This window comes from Pseudobutyrivibrio sp. OR37 (assembly GCF_900113655.1).
Taxonomy (GTDB): Bacteria; Bacillota; Clostridia; order Lachnospirales; family Lachnospiraceae; genus Pseudobutyrivibrio.
This window is the reverse complement of record NZ_FOQF01000005.1, coordinates 73,870-94,176: the sequence shown is the minus strand read 5'-3', so window position 1 is coordinate 94,176 and position 20,307 is coordinate 73,870. Positions and strand designations below refer to the sequence as shown.

Annotated in this window: 13 protein-coding genes; 12 read left to right on the top strand and 1 reads right to left on the bottom strand. The window is 39.0% G+C overall.

What is annotated here, in order from left to right:
• Positions 1-43: 43 nt before the first annotated feature.
• On the top strand, positions 44-1,141 hold the full coding sequence (locus BM097_RS03970) for a sugar kinase (protein WP_090546115.1): 1,098 nt from the start codon (positions 44-46) through the stop codon (positions 1,139-1,141).
• Positions 1,142-1,436: 295 nt separating this feature from the next.
• The gene (locus tag BM097_RS03965; RefSeq protein WP_090546113.1) at positions 1,437-5,183 is read left to right on the top strand and encodes a lipocalin-like domain-containing protein; all 3,747 of its coding nucleotides are present in this window, start codon (positions 1,437-1,439) and stop codon (positions 5,181-5,183) included.
• Between the two features lie 67 nt (positions 5,184-5,250).
• Here the strand turns inward: BM097_RS03965 and BM097_RS16025 are convergent, their stop codons facing one another.
• Positions 5,251-5,481: a hypothetical protein gene (locus BM097_RS16025; protein WP_143084949.1), complete on the bottom strand. Its 231-nt coding sequence runs from the start codon at positions 5,479-5,481 to the stop codon at positions 5,251-5,253.
• A gap of 194 nt (positions 5,482-5,675) precedes the next feature.
• Here BM097_RS16025 and BM097_RS03960 point away from each other — a divergent pair, with 194 nt between their 5' ends.
• From BM097_RS03960 to BM097_RS03915, 10 genes are all read left to right on the top strand, one after another.
• Positions 5,676-7,322: a GGDEF domain-containing protein gene (locus BM097_RS03960; protein ID WP_177197361.1), complete on the top strand. Its 1,647-nt coding sequence runs from the start codon at positions 5,676-5,678 to the stop codon at positions 7,320-7,322.
• A gap of 114 nt (positions 7,323-7,436) precedes the next feature.
• Positions 7,437-9,182 carry an EAL domain-containing protein gene (locus tag BM097_RS03955; RefSeq protein ID WP_177197360.1) on the top strand — a complete coding sequence of 582 codons (1,746 nt, stop codon included), beginning with the start codon at positions 7,437-7,439 and terminating at the stop codon, positions 9,180-9,182.
• Between the two features lie 13 nt (positions 9,183-9,195).
• Positions 9,196-10,536: an HD-GYP domain-containing protein gene (locus BM097_RS03950; protein ID WP_090546106.1), complete on the top strand. Its 1,341-nt coding sequence runs from the start codon at positions 9,196-9,198 to the stop codon at positions 10,534-10,536.
• A 1-nt stretch (position 10,537) separates the two neighbouring features.
• Positions 10,538-15,328 (top strand): hybrid sensor histidine kinase/response regulator, encoded by a 4,791-nt coding sequence (locus BM097_RS03945; protein WP_090546104.1) that lies wholly within the window; start codon positions 10,538-10,540, stop codon positions 15,326-15,328.
• Between the two features lie 85 nt (positions 15,329-15,413).
• Entirely contained in the window at positions 15,414-16,229 is an 816-nt protein-coding gene (gene larE / locus BM097_RS03940; RefSeq protein WP_090546102.1) for an ATP-dependent sacrificial sulfur transferase LarE, read from the top strand.
• A gap of 21 nt (positions 16,230-16,250) precedes the next feature.
• Positions 16,251-17,018 carry a tRNA threonylcarbamoyladenosine dehydratase gene (locus BM097_RS03935; protein WP_090546100.1) on the top strand — a complete coding sequence of 256 codons (768 nt, stop codon included), beginning with the start codon at positions 16,251-16,253 and terminating at the stop codon, positions 17,016-17,018.
• Positions 17,019-17,030: 12 nt separating this feature from the next.
• Complete coding sequence (locus tag BM097_RS03930; RefSeq protein WP_090546097.1) at positions 17,031-17,972, top strand: LysR family transcriptional regulator; 942 nt, start codon at positions 17,031-17,033, stop codon at positions 17,970-17,972.
• Positions 17,973-18,029: 57 nt separating this feature from the next.
• Positions 18,030-18,662: a precorrin-2 dehydrogenase/sirohydrochlorin ferrochelatase family protein gene (locus tag BM097_RS03925; RefSeq protein WP_090546095.1), complete on the top strand. Its 633-nt coding sequence runs from the start codon at positions 18,030-18,032 to the stop codon at positions 18,660-18,662.
• Between the two features lie 40 nt (positions 18,663-18,702).
• Entirely contained in the window at positions 18,703-19,752 is a 1,050-nt protein-coding gene (locus BM097_RS03920; protein WP_090546093.1) for a S66 family peptidase, read from the top strand.
• A 134-nt stretch (positions 19,753-19,886) separates the two neighbouring features.
• Positions 19,887-20,306, top strand: coding sequence for a hypothetical protein (locus tag BM097_RS03915; RefSeq protein WP_090546090.1), 420 nt, complete (start codon positions 19,887-19,889; stop codon positions 20,304-20,306).
• Position 20,307 lies beyond the last annotated feature (1 nt).

The following is a 20,307-nucleotide window of genomic DNA, read 5'->3' as shown; positions in this document are numbered from 1 at the left end:
AATATAATGCTTGTATACGTAACAGGCGGACTAGGAGATTGATATGAACTTAGAACTTAGAAAAAAAGAAGATTGTAAATATGACGCAGTATCTCTAGGTGAGGTAATGTTGCGTTTTGACCCAGGCGAAGGCAGAATTCGCACAGCCAGAGAGTTTAAGGTCTGGGAAGGTGGCGGAGAATATAATGTTATCCGCGGTCTTAGAAGATGCTTCGGTATGGATACAGCAGTAATCACTTCATTTGCTGATAATGAAGTAGGTCACCTTGTAGAAGATTTTATTTTGCAGGGTGGTGTAGATACAAAGCTTATTAATTGGAAGAAGACAGACGGAATAGGAAGAGAGTGCCGTAATGGTATTAACTTTGTAGAAAGAGGCTTTGGCATTCGTGGCGCTCTTAGCTGTTCAGATAGAGCAAACACTGCAATTTCTCAGGCAACAGATAAGGATTTCGATTTTGACTATATCTTTGGTGAGCTTGGTGTAAGATGGTTCCACACAGGTGGAATTTATGCAGCTCTTTCAGAGCAATCTGCTGAAACTGTAATCAAGGCTATCAAGACTGCAAAGAAGTATGGCACAGTTGTTTCTTACGACTTAAATTATCGTGCCTCTATGTGGTCTGCTATCGGTGGTCTTGCAAAGGCTCAGGAGGTTAATAAGGAAATAGCCAAGTATGTTGATGTTATGATTGGTAATGAAGAGGATTTCACAGCCTGCCTTGGCTTTGAGATTGAAGGAAATGATGCAAATCTTAAGGAGCTTAATATCGAAGGCTATAAGAAGATGATTGATGAAGCTGCCAAGGTTTATCCAAACTTCAAGGTGGTAGCAACAACACTTCGTACTGTAAAGACTGCAACAGTAAATGACTGGTCTGCTCTTTGCTGGGCTGATGGTCAGATTCATAAGGCAAAGGATTATAAGGACCTTGAGATTCTTGATAGAGTAGGTGGAGGCGATTCCTTCGCTTCTGGACTTGTATATGGTCTTATGACCACAGGAGATGCGGCAAAGGCTGTAGAATACGGCACAGCTCATGGTGCTCTTGCCATGACAACACCTGGCGACACAACAATGGCTACATGCGCCGAAGTAGAGGCCATTATGGGTGGAGCTGGTGCCAGAGTAAAACGCTAATCACTAAACCCATTTTTCAATACTTTTTTTAGACATCCCGTTACAGAATACATTGCGTTAGTCAGTGGATACTGTGGCGGGCTTTTTTACTTTAAGATATTTTATGAATAATTGACAAATTTTAGCAGCAAAATAGTAAAGTATTTTACAAAAATCAGTAATTACCCCCAGCTATTACTCAATTTATATTGAAGATGTATTAAAAATGATGTATAAAATGAAAGGAAGAAAGGGATAATCTAAAATAGTTTAGATTAAGCTAAATTAAGGAAGAAAGGAAAGGTAAAGGGGGATAATGAAGAAATTAGCGAAAAAGGCTGTAGCCCTATCTATGGTAGCGGCTATGGCAACTCCTGCATTTCAGCTTTCTGGTGTTGGTTCTATTGATGCCAATGCAGCTGAAAAAATCGACAGAGTAATGGTGCATGATCCATCAATCTTTGAGTACAACAATGAGTACTATGTATTCGGATCGCATATTGCTACTGCAAAATCATCTGATTTAGTAAATTGGACTCAGGTTTCTACAGACTATCAAAGTGTTGGAAACAATCCAATCTACGGAAATGTAAAGGAGAACTTGGCCGAGTCCTTCAAGTGGGCAGGCTATGACGATGGAGATTGCAAGGGCGGCTATGCAGTTTGGGCTCCAGATGTAATCTACAATCCAAACTATGTTTGGGCTGATGGTCACAAGGGAGCTTACATGCTCTACTATAGTGCATCATCAACTTGGCGCCGTTCCTGCATCGGCTACATGGTAAGTGACAGAGCAGATGGAGGTTACAGCTACGGCGGAACTGTAGTATATTCTGGCTTTACAAACACTGGTAAGGTTAATTATGACGGCAACAGTACTAGAGATACTACATACACAAATGACTATCTTCCATTCAACAAGCTTATAGAAGAAGGAAAGATTGATGGTGATGTAAGCACATGGAAGTGCTTCAATTCAAACGGCAGCTGGAATAATAATTATGCTCCAAACGCAATTGATCCAACACTTTTCTATGATGCAACAGGCGAGCATCTTTATATGGTTTACGGCTCATGGTCAGGTGGTCTTTTCATTCTTGAAATCGACCAGAAGACAGGTGAGGCTATCTACCCAGGTAAGGATGGCGTAGATGCAACAAGTGGAAATTTTGTTGATAGATATTTTGGAACACACATCGCTGGTGGAAATCATCAGTCAGGTGAAGGTCCATACATCGAATACGACAAAAACACTGGTTACTATTACATGTATGAAACCTACGGTGGTCTTACAACAACAGGCGGTTACAACATGAGATTGTTCCGTTCTAAGAATCCATTAGGACCATACGAGGATGCATCTGGAAAGAATGCAGCAGGTAGTGGAAAGAATTGCTATCAGTACGGTACAAAGCTGATTGGTAACTACCAGTTCTACGGTCAGCCAGGCTATCGTGCAGCAGGTCACAACTCAGCACTCATCACAGATGACGGAAAGTATTACCTTATCTATCATCAGCGCTTCCTTGATTCTTCAAGAGGAGAGGGACATGAGGTTAGAGTTCATCAGCAGTTCTTAAACGAGGATGACTGGCTTGTAACAGCTGTTTATGAAAACAGAAACGAGCAGATTCAAAAGTACACTATGGATGATGTGGTTGGTACATACGAATATGTAAATCATGGCAATGGTGAAAAGGACGGTAGCATGATTTCTACTCAGTCTGTTGAGTTGAATGCAGACGGCACAGTTACAGGTGATGTAACAGGTACATGGTCAATGGCAGATGCAACAGGCCGTGATTACACATACGTAACAATCAATGCTGATAATGCAACCTACAAGGGCGTGTTCTTCAAGCAGACAAATGACAATGGTGAAAAGACCATGACATTTACTGCAAACGGAAATAACAACCTTGCAATCTGGGGAAGCAAATACGAGGAAACAGATGAAACAGCTGCAGGCAAGGTGATTGAGCAGCTTAAGGATATTATTCCTGAATCAACACGTGAGAATATTCAGCTTCCTACTGAACTTGGCAAGGCTAAGATTGAATGGTCATCAGATAATCAGACTGTACTTTCAGCTGATGGTAAGGTAGGCACTCCTTCATCAGATACAGAGGTTACTCTTACAGGCAAAGTTACGGTAAATAGTTACAGCACAGATGCTACATTTAAGGTGCTTGTATACGATGCTCCAAAGGTAATCGTAGGCTACGATTTTGATAGTGTTGATGGAGATGCTGTTAGTGCTACATCAGCATCTACAAAAGATAGCGCTGCAACACTTAAGGGTGATGCTAAGGTGGTTACTGATGAAGAAAGAGGTCAGGTGCTTAAGCTTGAAAATGAAGCTGGCAACAAGCAGGTAAACTATTTATCACTACCAAGCGATGTATTTTCCAATGTGGATAAAGCCGGATACACTGTAAGCATGTGGGTAAATATTGATTCATCTACATGGGAGCACAGTGCATTATTTGAAGCAGATTGGCTGGCAGATGGAGCATCTACAGGAACATATCCAATGACTAGAATTGGAGCAAACCTGATTGGAAGAATTAATGCAAATGATTATTCAGATGCAGTTCCAGGCTTATCTTACAGTGACCTTACAAACAAATGGCAGCTTGTAACCTACACAGTAGCTCCAAATGGAATTAAGGTATATCTGAATGGAAATGAGATAGTATACGATAAAAAAGATATTTCAAATTGCTTCTCTGGACAAGGCGCAGCAATTCAGAATGCTAATCATGTAATGGTAGGCGCAGGAGATATTTGGACAGATGAAGATGTTAGAAATGCAATGTTTGATGATGTTCGTATATACGATACAGCCCTTACAGGTAGCGAGATAAAGGATATATACGAAAGCACATATAAGGAAAAGGAAGAAGAGCCAGAGGAACCAGAGCAGCCTGAACAGCCAGAGGTTGTTGAAAAGGCTATCGATGAGGAAGAGCCAGAAGTAGAAGGCCAGACAAAGGTTTATGTTAAGCTTGATAACACAGAATTCCCATCTGATACATTCGTATATGCGGTAGACGAAGAGCAGAAGGATTTACTTGGAGAATATCCGGGAAAGAAAATGGCTCACATTGGTAACGGCTGGTATTCAGTAAATGTTCCATCAACAATGCTTTACGATGAGAAATTAAATGATACAGAAGAGTCTGATGTAAAAGAGGTATTAGAAGAGTCAGAGAAGAAGATAATAGATGAAGATATTACTGAGTCTGATGATGAGACAAATGATGCTGATGAAATACAGGATGATTCTGAAGCTGGGGACACTGTAGAAGAAATTGAAGGCATTGTTACAACACTACTTAAGTCTATCAAATCTGCCTTTGCACCTCTTCAGGTTAGTGCAGCAGAGCATGATATATTTAACAATGGTATTGTTGTAAGAGTAAATGATGGCAAGGATGTGGACAAAATTGCCACAGCACTTTTCACTGCTACAAGACCTTCAGCAGAGGAGCTTAAGCAAGGGGAAGCAGATACACCAGAAGTTCCTGATACACCATCAGAGCCAAGCACACCTTCTAAGCCAAGTACACCAAGTACTCCAAGTACACCAGGTACTTCAAACAATTCAGGTTCAACAAGCGGTTCGTCAAATTCTTCAAGTGGTGCAGCAGTAGCACCTGCTCCTGCAGCAAACACTGCTACTATAGTAGATGCAGCAGTTCCAACAGCAGGCGCTGTAACAAAGACAGCAAGCACTGATGCAAAGAAGACAACAAAGTCTTCAACAAAAGTAACAAAGACAGTAACAGTTGAGGATGAAGCAGAAGCTGAGGAAACAGAAGAATCAGAGGAAGCTGTAGAGGATAACAGCGCAGAAGAAACTCAGGAAACAGAAACCCAGGATTTAGAATCCCAGGAAACAGAAACTACTATAACTACTATAGAGGATGAAGAAACTCCAGAAGCAGTAGAGGAAACATCAGTTACAGCAAATGGTGTAAATCCAATAGCAGTAGTTGTAATAGTAATAGCAATCGTAGCAGCAGTAACAGGTGTTGTGATTGTTAGGAAAAGAGGGTAAATAAAAAACGAGATAGGACTTAAGTCCTATCTCGATACATCCCCTCATAAGCGCTAGCTAATTAATTTTAGCTAGCCTTTTTTTCTTGCATAACTCCAACGACCTTAAGAGTGTTTCGTGCTACAAATACAGTCTGAAATCCTTTCTGCTGAAGGTCTTCTGCCCTCCTGAAAAGATCTTCTGGTCCTGTACATGTAATAATTTCACCAATTGCCATTTTTTCACGCCTCCCCATGGTGTTTACACATATTTTCTCCAATGGGGTATCTTTAAAAACCCCAATGAACTTCTTCATCATAGTATCATTTTTGGGGTTTGTCTATGTATAAACTGTGAACAAATTATGAATTCTACTTAATCGTTTACTTAAAGCCCTAGTGTTCTTCCAAAATTGAGTATAGAATTTATTATACAGTTTTTTCATATATTTAAGGTATTATTTAAAGGAATATAAGTATTTCTTGTATTGATTCATCACTATAGGACATGAGTATGAAAAAGAGTACCTATAAGAGAATTATTAACATCATTATTCTTACAATGGCTGCGCTGGCAATTGTGCAGTCTCTTTATCATGTAGTTATTCATGTTGAGAAAAAATATAATCACGAGATAGTTGAGGATATTATAGCTAAAGATTTGGCGGAATCTTGGGATACTATGGATGATCAGCTGGTGACCATTTTAAATTTGATTTCTAATTGTCATCTTTATGATGAGGATGCAGGCTTGCTATGTGAAAGAGCAGGTCTTATTTATCTGCAAAAGGGTGATTCTATTGATTACTACAAATACCTGGGTTACGCCATCTTTTATTTAGAAGACAGCAAAGACGACAAGATATATAACATCTATCTGGATTTGGCAAATTTCTATTTAAATACCTATGCCAGTGATGCAGCAGAAGAAATGCTAAAGAGTGCAAATTCTATTAAGCCGATAGATGAAATCGAAAACCCTCAAATTAAAATCTATGCCTACAGAATGCAGGGAATTATGTATTTCATGCAATATAATTACAATGATGCGGAAACGGCACTGATGAAATCTAAAAGTATTCTTGAAGATCATATGGATGAGCCATATTCTGAAAGCTACAGTGCCATGAATGATGTGTGGCTAGCGAGAATATATGAAGAGACTGGTCGTCTGTCAAAATGCAAGGAGCTTCTTGATAAATGGGAGGATAGTAAATTGTTCACTACTCCAGTGTATAGAACTATCAGCCTGAGAGATTTTGTAATTCCATATTATCAGGCTAAATGCTACTACCTTTGCGCAGAGAATATTAAAGAGTATTCCAATACTACTATGGATAGCTCGGCAACAGAACAGGCAGTAATAGATTTCCTACATGAGTTTATGACATTGTGCGAGGAAAACAATTACGAGAAGGCTGAATTATACACAATCCTTAAGGTGCAGAAGGAATATCCTACCAGAAATGAAGCAATTCAAAAGGAATTGAACTTTGTTTTAAATGAACTTTACGCTATTCTTTTTGACCAGCAGAATATCACTTACGCCCGTGTAATTAACGATATCGTATATGATGCAAAGAATGAGCTTGAGATTAATAAGAGTAGACAAAACGATCATATAAGAAGGTTATCAATTACGGTAACGGCGGTAGTTAGCGTGGGAATATTAATTGTCCTTATGCTGATTCCAATTATAAATGCGCGTTTTGATGGACTTACAAATCTACTTACCAGAAATATTTTCACCCATGATTTGAAGTTGGCAAAGCATTCCAAAGTAAACTATGGGGTGATCATGGTTGATATAGATGATTTCAAGCATATTAATGATACCTATGGCCATCTTCATGGAGATGACGTTTTGTTTAGGGTGGGAGAATTACTCAATATGGAAACCGTACTTGGAGTAAAGGCCTATAGATACGGGGGCGAGGAGTTTGTACTTCTTGTGGAAAAAGAGGCACTTTATCATATGGGAGCCATTGCTGAAAGAATCAGACATAGCATGGAATTACAGCCATGGGATTTTGATAAGAGTTTAGTGATAACAGTTAGTATTGGTTGTTCCCAGGGAAGTGGGGAGCAGGATGTGGTAAAGCTTGCTGACGATAACCTGTACTATTCAAAGACTCATGGTAAGAATCAGGTGACTATATAGGTGCGTTACGAGATTGAATATTCAGAATATTTTCTTATATTAGACACATTTGTATAGTAAAATCAACAGTAATAGTCGGGGTATTATACCATTAAAGACTGTATGGGGGTTAAAATGAAAGAAGAATACATCGAAACCATGATGTGTGGAGCCGTTCCGACAGGATTGCCAGGTGGATTTTTTATCTACGAAGCAGGTGGCGACGAAAAAATAATTTTTGCAGAAACAAATGTAATACATTTATTTGGCTGTGAAGATTATGAAGATTTTATCAAGTACACAGGCGGTAGCTTCAAAGGGATGATTCATCCTGATGATTTGCACAAGATTGAAAATCAGATTGAAGCGCAGACAATCTATGCCGCAAAGCGTCATGATTATGTTCGCTATCGAATAATTACAAAGCAGGGTGAAATAAGATATTTAGAGGATTTTGGTCATTTGCTCCATTGGTCTAACGGAAAGAGCTTTTACTATGTTTTCATAGTTGATGTGGATCAAAATGAGTATCTTAATAAAAACCGTAATTCGTACGCCGAAGCAGAGGCATTAGTATCAGATCGTGAAACTGATGAGCTTACCGGCTTATTTAATATGCCATTTTTCTATAATAAGGTTCAGACTCTTCTTTCGCAGCCGGATATTCGCAGACAGGATGTGGCCTTCGTACATTTTGATATCCCTAATTTTAAACTATATAACGAGCGCAATGGATTTAAGATGGGAGATGAATTATTGCGTGATTTTGGAATGACCATCAAAAATGTTTTTGTGGGGGCCACTGTTGCACGTTTTTCGGATGATCATTTTGTTGTATTTACAACAATTCCTAGAGAAGAGGTTGTAGAGTGTGTGGAGGAAGTGTATAGGAGCATGCTGCTTTCCCATGACGTTAATAAAAAGGTGAAGGTAAAGGCTGGAATTTATTACATGGACGACCCACGTGCAGAGGTAGGACTTGCCTGTGACCATGCCAGACTAGCCTGTAACAGTATAAAAAGTAGGCATGATGTAAATTATTGCATCTATGACGATATCATCAGGGATAGCTTAAGAAGGCAGCAGTTTGTAGTTGATCATATCGATGATGCCATAGCTAATGATTTAATTAAGGTTTTCTATCAGCCTATCATAAGAACAAGGACAGGAGAAATCTGTGGCTACGAGGCTTTAGTTAGATGGGTAGACCCAGAGAATGGTATGCTTCCACCTGGATATTTTATCGAGACCTTAGAGCGCTTCCATTTAATTCATTTCGTAGATGAATTTGTAGTAAAAAAGGTATGTCAGGATTATAGACGTCTTTACGAGGCAGGAGAGACACTTGTGCCATTTTCAGTGAACGTTTCCCGTCTTGATTTTGAAGTATGTGATGTGTATAAAATGCTATCTGATTATTGCGAAATCTATGATGTTCCACCACAGATGATTGATGTGGAAATTACAGAAAGCGCATTTTCTGATAACACAGGCCTTATCAGGGAATCCTGCCGCAAGCTAAGAGATGCTGGGTATGAGATTTGGATAGATGATTTTGGTAGCGGATATTCATCACTTACCACCCTGGCAGATTATGAGTTTGACGTACTGAAATTAGATATGGTATTTTTGCGTAGTATTGACAAAAATCCAAAGACAAAAACCCTAATGAGTTATATAATAAAGACTGCTAATGAAATGGGACTCTCCTCACTTAGTGAAGGTGTTGAAACCGAAGAACATTACCAGTTTTTAAAGGAAGTGGGATGTGAAAGAGCTCAGGGTTTTTATTTTGGCAAGCCTATGCCTTTGGATGAGCTTCTTGAGACCATGTATACTAAGGGGATGAAATGGGAAGCAACATCCAATAGCAATTTGTAAGGGATAGTTTTATATGAATACATTGGTGCAGATGCAAGGATTAGTAAAAAAGATATTTGCTGTCCTTGCAACTATTTTAGTAATAATAATATTAGGTTTTCTATTCCATGTGATACAGGTCAATAAATTCAATAATTTAGAGCGAAAAATCACAGCTGATTCTGTTACAATGGAAGTGACTACAGACATCCATCCAAGAGGCTTAGTCACAGATTCCTGGGAAAAGAATGATGCATTTCCTGATAAGGTAATCTATGCGAAAATCTATGAGGCAACTGTCACCAATAATTCAAAATGTCTTTTAAAGGATTGGAAGCTTAGAGTAAACATCAGCGAAGATTGCTACCTCAACAATGCCTGGAACGGTGTAATAGAGGTACATCAGTTTACAGATAAGGAACGAACACAGGTTGTAGATCTTAGAAATTACAGCACCGACGATATTATTCTTAATTATTATTTAGCAGGTCAGGATTTATTAATCCCATTACGAAAAGGGGATTATTTCATTTATTATCCAGATTCAAGTCCATCCTCAAGTGAGGTACCATTAAAATCAACACAGGATTACTCTGGTCAGGCTAATATAGGAATTATTTTATATAGTCTCTCTGGAGATGTGGATTTATCTGATTATGAAATGTCTTATTATATTCATAAATCATATTTTGCAGGTGTGCCAGGAATTATTTATTTGTTCTTACTGCCAGCATGGATGCTTTTGATGCTGGTTGGTGGACTTATTGCATGGATAGTGCTTGGCTTTGAGGGACAGCTTTTAGTAAAGAATCAGATGTTGGATGACACCTTTAATCTGTGTGCTATTGTTGCTGATGCCAAGGATTATTATCACAGAGAGCATTCGAAGAATGTTGCTAAATATTCAAAAATCATTGCTGAAAATATGGGTATGGATAAGTCAGATTGCGAGGAAATCTACTATGCAGCCCTTTTGCATAATATAGGTAATTATTCAGTGCCTGAAAAAATCTTAGGCAAAACTACCAAGCTTACTGAGGATGAAAAGAAAGTAGTGCAGATGCATACTGTGAAGGGGGCATATATTTTAGAATCCCTAAATTCCTTTCCACATGCTGCAGATGCGGCTATGTTCCATCATGAAAAATATGATGGAAGCGGCTATCCAGTGGGAAAGAAGGGGACGGATATACCACTTATTGCACGAATCATTGCAGTTGCTGATGCCTACGACAACATGAATAGGGAAAAGGTATACAGAAAGAAATTTACAAAAGAGGAAATCATCGAGGAGTTTAAGGCTAATTCTGGAAAACAGTTTGATCCAGTAATAGTTGATGTTTTCTTAAGTATTATTAACGATATTGAGGAATGACATGAATTTAAAGCCTTCTAGGGAAGAAGTAAAAATATTAATTTTGGGGATAATTTTAAACCTTGTGGGACGTGCTTTGGCACTGCGCACAGGGTATCCTGGTTTTTTAAATGTTACAGGAACTATTTATGGTGCATATTATGGTGGAGCCTGTATAGGGGCTATTGTTGCCATTTCTAGCGGATTAATCAGCACTATTTTCGTACATAAGGATATTTATTACCTGTTTATGGAATTCGTATTTGCGATAATTGTCGCTTTACTAAGCAGAAATAATAAATACCTCAATCGTTTTTTTTCTGTACAAAGTCTAACATTAACCTTCACATTAGTTCGTTCTATTATGATGACCATAGTGAATATGGCATTTTTTGATGGGAAAACGGGGCTTTTCCTTCCTGATGCCACTATGGATTTTTTGAATTCTCTTAATCTGCCATTTCTAGGTCAGTCCTTTATTGCATCAGTTTATATATGCTTTGCAGACAATTTCCTAGGTCTATTTTCAATTTACATAGTAAGATTAAATATTAAGGGCTATACAAAAAAGAAGACTGCCTTGAAGCTGAAAAAAGCTTTGGGACAAAAGGCCACTTTGGTGTTGGCTATTATGCTTACAGCATTATCCTTTCCACTTGAAACAAAGGCAAGTGGCATGTCCATCGAAAATCACGTTGCTAGAATTTATAACAGTGAAAACGGACTTGTTGGAGGATGTGCAAATGATGTTGCACAAACTGCTGATGGTAGTATATGGGTAGGCACCTATGGTGGATTATATCGTTTCAACGGAACAAACTTTCAGCTTGTAAATTTATTCCAAACAGTTAGATCAATACAGAGCCTGTACGTTGATGAAAATGATAATCTGTGGGTAGGCACAAATGGTGCAGGTGTTACTGTCATAGACGATAATCTTCACGCTTATAATTTTGATACTTCAAGGGGACTTGTATCTAATACGGTAAGTAATATCGTTGAGGACAATGATTTAAAATTCTACATAGCTACCACTGGAGGAGTATGCTATGTGACCATGGAAAACGGCAAGATTTTCTTGTATAAGAAATACGAGGAAATCGGAAATGTACTTAGTATGCAAAGAGATAGTGCCGGTAGGGTAGCAGCCTTAAATGCAAAGGGCGAGGTAACTGTATTTTCATCTGGAGAAATAGTAGCAAGGATTCCTGGTGAGGATGCTGGGGCAAGCTGCGTTGCATACGATAAAGAGGACAATCTTTACATTGGAACCGATCATGAATGTATTCATAAATATGAGCTTGTAGATAATCATTACGTGAAGATTGAAGAGATTACAGCACAGGATTTAATATTCATCAACAATATCTATTTTAAGGATAATGGATATGCATACATTGCAGCGGATTCAGGTATTGGAATTATGGATTCTGATATGAATGTCACAGTGCTGAATCCAGGCAATTTTGACAGTGCTGTGGAAGAAATATATGAGGATTATCAGGGAAACCTTTGGTTTACATCATATAGACGGGGCTTGCTATGCATGAGCAAATCAAGCTTCATCGATATGTTCAGTATATGCAACCAGCCTGCATCTGTAGCTAATGTAACATACCTGCAGGACAACTGCCTGTATGTAGGAACAGATGATGGACTTGTAATTCTTGATTTGGATTCATTAGTGAGCATAAAAAATGAAGCCACAGATTATTTTGATAGTACACGTGTAAGAAGTATGACAAAGGATGCTGAAGGTAATCTGGTAATTGCTGGATATGGCAAGGAGATAATGGGAATATCCCCTACTGGTGAATTTTTCAATTACATTGAAGGGAAACAGATTACCGATAGAAGAGCAAGGCTTGTGTATGCTCTATCTAACGGAGAAATTGTTATTTCTGCAGAGACTGGTTTGTACTTTATAAAAGATAGAAAAATAGATTGTGTAATGAGATTGGATGAGGAGTTGAAAAGCTCTTCTATTTTAAATATTTTAGAGCTGCCAGATGGTACATTGCTTTTGGGTAGTGATGGAGATGGAGTAGAAATAGTCAAAAATCATAAGCTTGAGAATGTAATCACAAAGAAGGATGGACTTTCTGCTGGTGTTATCCTTAGACTTGTTAGAGATAGACGGGGAAATGGCATCTATGTGGTTACAGGTAGTGGTTTGTGTTACCTGACCGAGGATAATCAGATAAAGGAGCTTACAGGAATTCCTTTCTATAATAATTATGATATATACCAGACACCACAAGGGAATTCTTTCATTATGGGTGGAGCAGGAATATATGTGGCCAAATATGATGTATTGATGGAAAGCAATGATGCTGACAGCTTTGACCTTTTGGATGTTAAGTCTGGATTGCCAGGCAGTCTTACAAGCAATGCGTGGAATTGTGTGGACGAAAATGGCAACATGTACCTTTGTGGAAGCACTGGTGTTTATAAGCTAAATCTTAATAATTACGATATCATTGTTGATAAATACAAAAGTAAAATTACAGGTGTGGATTTGGATGGCAATAGCTATTCAGTTACAAACAGTGATGAAATAGTAATCCCACGAGGCGTAAAGCGTGTCACCTTTACATTGGATTTGAACAATTTCACACCAACAGATCCTTACGTGAGATATTATCTTTATGGCGTGGATCAGGAAAAGACCAAGGTGCTGTCTAGCAATATAAGCCCAATATCATACTTTTTAATTCCTTATGGAACCTATGAATTCCATGTGGAGGTTCTTGATGATGACAACAGGGTTATAGATGAAAACGTTTATACCATCACAAAAGAGCGAGAAGTATATGAAACCTTAGGCTTTAGAGTTTACTTCTATATTATTTTGATTCTACTTGTGAATTTTATAATAGCGTCGATCATCAACGGTGCAGTTTACATCCTCACCAAGAGACAGAAGACGGAGCATGAACAGATAGTTAGAAAGCTACAAGTAGAAAAAACCCAGGCTTTGGAAAAGGCTCTTCGCACTGAGGAGGATGCCAATAAGATGAAGTCTGCTTTCCTTGCCAACATGTCCCATGAAATCAGAACACCTATTAATGCCATCATTGGTATGGGCACAATGATTTCGAGAGAGTCCAAGGAAGACGAAACCAAAAAATACGCAAGAGATATCAGAAATGCAAGTAAGACCTTGCTTGCTCTTATAAACGATATTCTTGATTTTTCAAAGATTGAATCAGGTAACCTGGAGCTTGTCATGGGAGAGTACGACCTTGGCATTCTTGTAAATGATTTGGTGAACATGATTCAGCCAAAGGCTACAGACAAGAGGCTTGATTTTATAGTTGAGGTTGACCCTAACATTCCAAAAAGGCTCTATGGTGACGATGTAAGAATAGAGCAGATAATAATTAATATTTTAAATAATGCCGTAAAATATACTAACGTTGGCTCGGTGAAATTCGTAATGGATTATGAAAAGGTTTCCGAGGACCAGATTGAGCTGAAGGTAAGTATAAGTGATACAGGAATTGGTATTAAGGAAGAGGATATAGAGAAGCTGTTCTCTCCATATCAGCGTATTGAAGAGTTTAGAAACAAAAAGGTTGAAGGTACTGGCTTGGGAATGAGTATCACCAAGAGTCTTCTTGATAAGATGAACAGCTCGCTTCAGGTTTCAAGCATATATGGTAAGGGCTCAACCTTCTCCTTCTCAATCATTCAGTCTGTGTGTGGCACCGATACCATCGGCGACTTTAGAGACAATAATGATTTTGAAGACAGAGAAAACAAGGTTGAAAAGTTCCATGCAAAGAATGCTGTAATTCTTGTTGTGGATGATGTGGATATGAACCTTATCGTAGCCAAGAATCTGTTGAAACGTATTCAGATAGAGGTAGATACAGCATCTTCAGGTAGGGATGCAATTGAGCTAGCTAAAATACGTAAATACGATATCATCTTCATGGATGCCATGATGCCTGGCATGAGCGGCGAAGAAGCAATGCAGGGAATCAAAAAAGAGTGCACAATCAATGCGGACACACCTATCATCGTACTCACTGCTAATGCCATTAAGGGCGCCAAGGAAGAATATATTGATGCAGGCTTTGATGATTATCTTTCAAAGCCTATCGATGGTATCCAGTTCGAGGATATGATTGAAAAGCATCTTCCAGAAGAGAAGATTGCACCTGTCACAGAAAGTGATATAGCAGCCATGGAGGCTGAAAGTCATGCAGTAAACAGCGTAATTGACCTGTTTAGAAATGAGCCATTTATTGATGTCAACAAGGGTATTGAGGCCACAGGAGATGAGGATACCTATCTTATCGTTTGCAAGAGCTTCTACGATACTGCCTTAGACAAAATCAATCTTATCAGAAAGTACCAGGAAAGCGGCGATATTAAGAACTACACCATTCAGGTGCATGCCCTTAAATCCTCTGCAAGATTAATAGGCGCCCTGGACTTATCCGAAAAAGCATTGGTTCTTGAAATGGCTGGCAAGGAAGGCAATATAGACTTAATCAATACCAACACTCCTGAAACCCTATTCATCTACAAATATGTATATGATAGACTGGATTCTTTCTATAATGCAGGAGAAGCTTCTGCCAGCGCCACCTCAGACAAGGAGCCTATATCAGAGGAGGAAGTTACGGAAGCCTACAGCGTTCTCAAAGAGCTGGTAGAGCAGATGGATTTTGATGGAGCTTCCGATGTAATCGAAACCTTGAAGGAATACGCCCTCTCAACCGAGGACGAAGAAAAAGTATCTAAGCTTGGCAGCGCCCTCCAAATCTTCGATTGGGACGCAATGGAAGAAATACTAGGCTAGGTCCCGCTGTACCTACCCCGGTTTGTGTTGACCTGGGTAGGATTATTTGTTATCATCCTACTGAAAAGGTAGGTAAAAGGGGCTAATGGATAAAAATATATTTGAAAAATACGATAGATTGAAGGATTATTTGAAGGGGCTGGGCAGTGTTGCGGTAGCTTTTTCGAGTGGTGTAGATTCTACATTTCTTTTATATGCAGCAGTAGATGCGCTGGGAGATAAAGCAGTGGCTGTTACTGCATCATCTTGTTCGTTTCCCAAGAGAGAACTTAATGAAGCTAAGGAGTATTGTAAGGCACTTGGAGTCAGACACTATATTGTGGAGTCTGAGGAGCTGGAAATAGAAGGCTTTGCTGATAATCCACCAAACAGATGTTATTTGTGTAAGCATGAGCTTTTTGAGAAGATGTTTGAACTTGCTAAAAGATTGGGCATTGAATATGTTGCAGAAGGCTCTAATTTGGATGATAATGGTGACTATAGGCCTGGGCTTATTGCGGTGGCAGAGCTTGGTGCTAAGAGTCCTCTTAGAGAGATAGGCTTTACAAAGGCAGAGATTAGAGAGCTTTCCAGAGAGTTTAATCTGCCAACAGCTGAGAAGCAGTCGTTTGCATGTCTCGCCAGTAGATTTCCTTATGGTGAAACCATTAATGAAAAGAAGCTGGGTATGGTGGATAAGGCAGAACAGCTTCTTTTAGACGAAGGCTTCAATCAGTTCAGAGTGCGTATCCATGGTGATAATGTTGCCAGGATTGAGCTTCAGCCTAAGGATTTTCCTAGAATGCTAGAGGAAGAATTTAGAAATCGTATATACGATACTTTCAAGTCTTATGGCTTTGCTTATGTATCGTTGGATTTGAAGGGTTATCGTACAGGAAGTATGAATGAAACACTTCAATAGAAAGTAATATTAGAGGTATTTATGTTAAACCAGTTTTCAAGAACGGAGCTTTTACTTGGCAAAAATGCCATGGATAGCTTGCAGGATAAAAGAGTTGCCATCTTCGGTATAGGTGGCGTTGGTGGCTATGTTTGTGAGGCGCTAGTAAGAACAGGTGTAGGCCATTTTGATTTGATAGATGATGATCAGGTTTGTCTTACAAATCTTAATAGACAGATTATTGCTACTCGTTCTACAGTAGGTAAGAATAAGGTAGATGTGATGAAGGAGCGAATGCTTGATATCAATCCAAAGGCTGATATCACTATTCATAAGTGCTTCTTCCTTCCAGAAAATGCAGATCAGTTTGATTTTAAATCTTATGATTATGTAGTTGATGCGGTAGATACAGTTACTGCCAAAATCGAAATAATAATGAGATGTAAACAGGAGAATGTTCCTGTCATCAGCTGTATGGGTGCGGGAAATAAACTGGACCCTAGCAGATTTAGAGTAGCAGATATATATAAAACAACCATGTGTCCACTGGCAAAGGTTATGCGTCGTGAGATGAAAAAACGTGGTGTTAAAAAGCTTAAGGTGGTATTTTCAGATGAAAAGCCAACACGTCCAATAGAGGATATGGCCATAAGCTGTAGAACAAATTGCATTTGTCCACCTGGGGCAGAGCATAAATGTACAGAGAGAAGAGATATACCAGGTTCGATTGCATTTACACCTGCGGTGGCAGGGCTTGTGCTTGCAAGCGAAGTTATAAAAGATTTGACCGGCGTATTTGGCAGAGAGTAAAAGGGGAATAACATGACAATTCAACAAGTGCTATATGCTCTTACTATTGAAGAGTATGGTTCTATGAATAAGGCGGCAGAAAAGCTATATATAGTGCAGCCTACACTCACCAGTGCTATTCAGGAACTGGAAAACGAAATTGGAATCACAATATTTATGCGTACCAATAAGGGCGTTATTGTGACACCTGAGGGAGCAGAATTTTTAGAGGATATCAGAGGCTTTTATCGTCAATACGATATTGTAATGCAAAAGTACAAGGATGAGGGTAGCTACAAAAGAAAGTTTGGCGTTTCCACTCAGCACTACACCTTTGCAGTACGTGCATTTGTTGATACAGCAAAAGAATATGATATGAATCAGTTTGATTTTGCTTTAAGAGAGACTACTACCCACAATATCATCAAGGATGTAAGCAATCTTAAAAGTGAAATCGGAATATTATATATCAGTGATTACAATCGTAAGGCGCTTAATAAGCTTTTTAACGAGCATGCAGTGGAGTTTCATTCATTGATTAAATGTAGAGCCTTTGTATATTTATGGCATGAACACCCATTGGCAAAGCAGGAATCCATCGGCTTTGAGGATTTGAAGAATTATCCATGTTTGTATTTCGAGCAGGGCGATAACAGTGAGTATTTAGCGGAAGAGATTCTTAGTGAAAATATTTATCCTCAGACTATTCGTGTTACCGACCGTTCTACTATGCTTAATTTGGTTAAGGCTATGAATGGCTATACCCTTTGCTCAGGAATCGTTTGGGGTGATTACAATGGTGATGGATATATAGTTGTGCCATATAGAGAGGATGAGGAAAATCCAAATAGCATTATGGAAATAGGCTATATTACAAAGAAAAATTCCGTCCTAAGTAAGATTGGTGTTAAATATCTTGAGGAGATAGATGCGGCTTTAGCACAAATAGACAAGTCTGTTATTTATGAAGAATAGTTTTTTCACAAAAATGTGATATAAAGGTTATATATATATCTTTGTAAGGAGGAGACTATGGCATATTTTCCAATGTTTGTTGATATAACAGATACTAATTGTCTTGTAATTGGTGGTGGTAAGGTTGCTCTTCAAAAGGTAAAAGTACTTTTGGATTTTGGTGCAAGGGTTCACGTTATCGCCAGGGAAATATCAATGGATTTGGCTGCTTTATCAGAGGAGACGGATCATCTTTTGTTAGAGCAGAGAGAGTTTACTCCTCTTGATTTGCAGGAGCGAAAGCTTGTAGTAGTTGCTACAAACGATGAGGAATTAAACGCCCAGATTTCAATGATGTGTAAAGAAGGCGGTATTCCAGTAAATGTAGTGGATGATAAAACTAAATGCACCTTTACCTTCGGCTCTTATTTAAAGGAGCAGAATCTTGTAGGGGCATTTTCAAGTGGTGGGAACAGCCCATCCCTTACACAGTTTTTACGAAACAAGGAAAAAGAAACCCTCACACCAAAGCTTGGTGAGCTAAACGAAATGCTAGGTCGCTGGCGCCAGCCAATCTTCGAATTATTCCCATTAGAAGAAAGCCGACGAAGCGCTTTCGAACAGCTAATAGACTATGCCCTATGCTACGACGGCATCCCAACCGACGAAGAGGTAGAGGAGCTGCTGGGAGCAATAAGTATGACCCTATAACGTAACAGGCGGACTACATTAATAGAAAGAGTAAAGTTGCATGAAATATCCAGAGTATTTAAAAGAGGAAGGAGTTATCGGCTTGGTAGCTCCTTCCTTTGGCTGTACCTTTGAGCCATACAAAAGCTGCCTTGACGCAGCTATAAAGCGTTTTGAGAAAATGGGCTATAAGATTGCAGAAGGCCCAAACTGCCGAAAGGATGATGGTATCGGCATCAGCTCCACTCCAGAAAACTGTGGCAAGGAGCTTACAGAGTATTACTGCAGTGGGGATAATGATGTTTTGATTTCCTGCGGTGGTGGAGAACTCATGTGTGAAACCCTTGATTATGTAGATTTTGAAGCTATAAAAAAGGCAGAGCCAAAGTGGTATATGGGTTATTCTGATAATACCAATTTTACATTCCTGCTAAATACAATCTGCGACACAGCTTCCATTTACGGGCCATGCGTAGGTGCTTTTGGAATGCATGAATTGCATCCAGCACTTGAGGATGCAATAAAGGCTTTAACAGGAAAGCTTGATAAGGTATCGGGCTATGATAAGTTTGAGCTGGAGTCTTTAAAGGATGAGGAGCATCCTTATGCAGCCTATAATCTTACAGAGACAAAAGAGCTAAGGCTTTTCATGGGTGAAAGCGAAATGAATCGCCTTCCAGAATTTAGCGGAAGATTAACAGGCGGCTGCCTGGATTGTCTGGCTAATCTGGTGGGAACAAAATATGATAATGTAGCTGAATTCAACGAAAAGTATAAGGAGGATGGCATCATCTGGTTTTTGGAGGCCTGCGACCTTAATGTAATGTCTATCAGACGTGCTCTGTGGAATCTTGATAGAGCAGGCTGGTTTAAATATGCAAAGGGCTTTATCATAGGCCGACCTCTTGCAGCATATAAGCAGGAGCTGATGAGGCTTGATCAATACAATGCAGTAACAGGAATCCTTGGCAAATACAATGTGCCAATTGTTATGGATGCAGATGTGGGACATCTTCCACCAGCCATGCCGATTATTTCTGGTGCAATGGTGGATGTTACTGTAGAGAGTGGAAATCTTTCACTTTCATATGTGGGAAGTTTTAGTAAATAATTTATTAAGATAAAAGGAGCAACCTCAAAGTGAGTGAGGGTTTGCTCCTTTTTTCGTGATAAATCATTAATTTTTAACATTATATTGCTACAATAAAAAATTATAATCATCAAATTTCAAAATGGGTAAAAAACATGAGGAAAAATCATAGTAAGGAAGATCCTAATAACAGCAAAATTACGACTCCAGATGAGCTTTCATCCTATTTAAGAATAACAAACATAGGAGTGTGGATTGTGCTCTTTTCAGTAGCATTAATGTTTATAGGCCTATTTTTATGGGCTTCCACAGGAACTCTTGAGACAACAGTAGCAGCTAAAATCGTAGTAGAGGATCATTTGGCTAGTGTAGTAGTAATGGGCGATTACAGTATACAGGCAGGTGATACTGTAGAAATTCCAAGCGATAAATTTACTATAGCCTCAGTGAAATTTGATGAATATGATAGACCAGTTGGATTGGCAGAGGTTATTCTACCTGATGGAAAGTATGACGGAACTATTGTAAAAGACAAAACAAGTCCTGTAGATTTTTTGTTTAGCAGCAAGGAGTAAA

Excerpts from the sequence above, each read along its gene's own strand:
- BM097_RS03970 (WP_090546115.1), top strand. The coding sequence starts at position 44 with ATGAACTTAGAACTTAGAAAAAAAGAAGATTGTAAATATGACGCAGTA.
- BM097_RS03965 (WP_090546113.1), top strand. The coding sequence starts at position 1,437 with ATGAAGAAATTAGCGAAAAAGGCTGTAGCCCTATCTATGGTAGCGGCT.
- BM097_RS16025 (WP_143084949.1), bottom strand. The coding sequence starts at position 5,481 with ATGATGAAGAAGTTCATTGGGGTTTTTAAAGATACCCCATTGGAGAAA.
- BM097_RS03960 (WP_177197361.1), top strand. The coding sequence starts at position 5,676 with ATGAAAAAGAGTACCTATAAGAGAATTATTAACATCATTATTCTTACA.
- BM097_RS03955 (WP_177197360.1), top strand. The coding sequence starts at position 7,437 with ATGAAAGAAGAATACATCGAAACCATGATGTGTGGAGCCGTTCCGACA.
- BM097_RS03950 (WP_090546106.1), top strand. The coding sequence starts at position 9,196 with ATGAATACATTGGTGCAGATGCAAGGATTAGTAAAAAAGATATTTGCT.
- BM097_RS03945 (WP_090546104.1), top strand. The coding sequence starts at position 10,538 with ATGAATTTAAAGCCTTCTAGGGAAGAAGTAAAAATATTAATTTTGGGG.
- larE (WP_090546102.1), top strand. The coding sequence starts at position 15,414 with ATGGATAAAAATATATTTGAAAAATACGATAGATTGAAGGATTATTTG.
- BM097_RS03935 (WP_090546100.1), top strand. The coding sequence starts at position 16,251 with ATGTTAAACCAGTTTTCAAGAACGGAGCTTTTACTTGGCAAAAATGCC.
- BM097_RS03930 (WP_090546097.1), top strand. The coding sequence starts at position 17,031 with ATGACAATTCAACAAGTGCTATATGCTCTTACTATTGAAGAGTATGGT.
- BM097_RS03925 (WP_090546095.1), top strand. The coding sequence starts at position 18,030 with ATGGCATATTTTCCAATGTTTGTTGATATAACAGATACTAATTGTCTT.
- BM097_RS03920 (WP_090546093.1), top strand. The coding sequence starts at position 18,703 with ATGAAATATCCAGAGTATTTAAAAGAGGAAGGAGTTATCGGCTTGGTA.
- BM097_RS03915 (WP_090546090.1), top strand. The coding sequence starts at position 19,887 with ATGAGGAAAAATCATAGTAAGGAAGATCCTAATAACAGCAAAATTACG.